Source organism: Thiomonas sp. 13-64-67 (assembly GCF_002282795.1).
Taxonomy (GTDB): Bacteria; Pseudomonadota; Gammaproteobacteria; order Burkholderiales; family Burkholderiaceae_C; genus Thiomonas; species Thiomonas arsenitoxydans.
The window spans coordinates 1-2,304 of record NZ_NCKP01000125.1; the positions used below are offsets into that span (position 1 = coordinate 1).

3 protein-coding genes are annotated in these 2,304 nt (G+C 61.1%); all 3 read right to left on the reverse strand.

Annotation, left to right across the window (positions count from 1 at the left end; translation table 11 throughout):
* Positions 1 to 305: 305 nt before the first annotated feature.
* Positions 306 to 938: a cupredoxin domain-containing protein gene (locus tag B7X30_RS15480; protein ID WP_245845914.1), complete on the reverse strand. Its 633-nt coding sequence runs from the start codon at positions 936 to 938 to the stop codon at positions 306 to 308.
* 58 nt (positions 939 to 996) lie between these two features.
* Positions 997 to 2,127, reverse strand: a complete 1,131-nt coding sequence (locus tag B7X30_RS15485) for a copper resistance protein B (RefSeq protein ID WP_286731834.1) — start codon at positions 2,125 to 2,127, stop codon at positions 997 to 999.
* Between the two features lie 27 nt (positions 2,128 to 2,154).
* On the reverse strand, positions 2,155 to 2,304 hold a 150-nt coding region (locus B7X30_RS15490; protein WP_286731836.1), incomplete at its 5' end, for a multicopper oxidase domain-containing protein.

The window sequence follows — 2,304 nt, forward strand, 5'->3', positions numbered from 1 at the left end:
GAGCCAAGCTGCATTAACCAGTAGCTGGGATGCAGCCGCTAGCCGGTGCGCGAGTACCTGCGCACGGGGGCCGGCAGCCGATGCAGCGAGGACTAGAGCGATTGTTGTGGTTGCATGTTGGCGCCGATGCCGATTTGAGCCACATGCCGATCGGCGACTGAGCCATGGAAAACGAGCTGCGCGGGGCGTCAGGCTTGAATTTCGTCGCGCTCTAACCGGCTCACCGCAAACCCGGCGCATGGCTCAAATCGGCATCGGCGCCAACAGCCCGGGCCCCGCTACGAGAACATGGGCCCAAGTGACTCCTACTCCACCAGGATCTTGCCCACCATCCCGGCCTCCATATGGCCGGGCATCGTGCATGCAAAGTCGACGGTCCCGGGCTTACCGAAGCGCCAGATCAACTCACCTTTGCCTCCAGGTGGTACGGCGACCATATTGGGCTCGGCTCCATCGGGCATATCAGGCATGGCCGCCATCATCTTTTCGTGCTCCTTGAGCTCGGCCATGCTCCCGATCGTCATCTCGTGCTTGAGATGGCCACGGTTGACCAAAACAAACCGAATGGTTTGTCCCGGCTGCACATGGATAACGTCCGGCGTAAAACGCATCGAGTCGTCCATCGTGATTTCCACGTTTTTGGTGGCGTCCGTTGCTTGACCAGGATTGCCTACGGAAGATGCGTCGGCGTCAGCGTGAACCGAGGCGTGGGGGGCAGAGGCCGCACTTGTGGCAACCCCTGACATGTTCATCCCTTGCATATTCATGCCCTTCATGGCGCCAGGCATTGCGGCAGCCTCGGAGGACACGCTTGCGCCAGGCTTCGGCATGGCCTCGTGCGACCGATTCTCGACTCCGGACGTATTCGTGGCGGCAAGCGCAAATACAGGCCATGCGCCAAGCAGAAGTATGGACAGCCGGATTTTTTTCATCTTCATAGGGATCCTTTCATTAGTTAAAAGAAGCACAGCAGCGAATCCGTTGAAAACCAACGTGTCAGAACCAAAACCGCAAGCCAGCGACGACGGCCGTCTGGCGTGTCTTTTCGCCGGCTATGCGCGCGAAGTCCGCGCTGCGGCCAAATTTCCCGCTCCATTCCACACCGACATACGGCGCGAACTGACGCGTGAATTCGTAGCGCAGGCGCAACGCGGCGGTTGCGTCGGACAGCCCACTGCCGATTTGGCGTGCGGGATCATCCTTGCCGTAAAGGTTGGCTTCGATGCGCGGTTGCAGCACGACGCGCTGGGTGATCAGGAGGTCGTAACTCGTTGCCAGACGCAGTGCGCTACGTCCCTCATTGCCCAAATAGCCTGTGGCCTCGACATCGAACCAATAGGGCGCCAGGCCCTGCACCCCGAACGCCAGCCAGTTGCGGTCGGGCCCGGAGCCGTTGTCGTGACGCACGCCGACCTGCGTGTCCCAGAACGCGGCAATCGCGTGATCCCAGAGAAGCTCGGTTCGGGCGTCCTGCAGGCGTCCCTGTGAGGCGTCGCCCTCGGCCTTGATCATCAGGCGGTTGAAATCGCGGCCGAACCAAGCCTGCACGTCGTAGGCGGTCCAGTTACCGTCGCGCGTATAGGCGCGCTCCAGGCGATCCACCAGCACCGAACCGAAATTCTCCTGGTCCGCAAGGCGCGGCGGTTTGACTCCAGGTGGGATCGATGGTCCGGTTGTCAGCGTGTAGCCGTCGGAGTAAGCGTCGGCGCTGCGGGGCTGGCTGAGAGTCGCGTCCTGCATCCCCTGCATCTTTCCGTTGGTCGTCGGCTGCGTCGCCGTTCCCATCCCCTGCATCTGCATTCCAGGCATATCCATGCCTTTCATGTCATGAGGCACCGTGCTCGGTTTTGGAGAAAGGGTGGAGGCTGACTTGGACGCATGCGAAGAGGTGCCCTCCATTCCCTGCATGTTCATCCCTGACATGTTCATGCCGCCCATATCGCCAGACTTTGGAGGGGCCTTCGTCGGCGAAGTGGGGTGATCGGCCGGGGTGGAAGCCGAAGCAGCAGGAGTTTCCATCCCCGGCATGTTCATCCCCGACATGTCCATGCCTTGCGCCCAGACCGGCGCAATCGCCAGACCGGCGATCGCCAATGCCAGAGCTTTGTTGACGTATTGCAGTTTCATTGATTTCTTCTCCTATTGCCGCGATGGTCACGACACCAGAATCTCGCGGAACATCCCAGCATCCATATGCATCATCAGATGGCAGTGCCAGGCCCAGCGCCCCAGCGCGTCGGCGCTGATGCGGTAGCTGACCTGCTGCGCCGGCTGAACCGGGATGGTGTGGCGGCGCACCTGGAA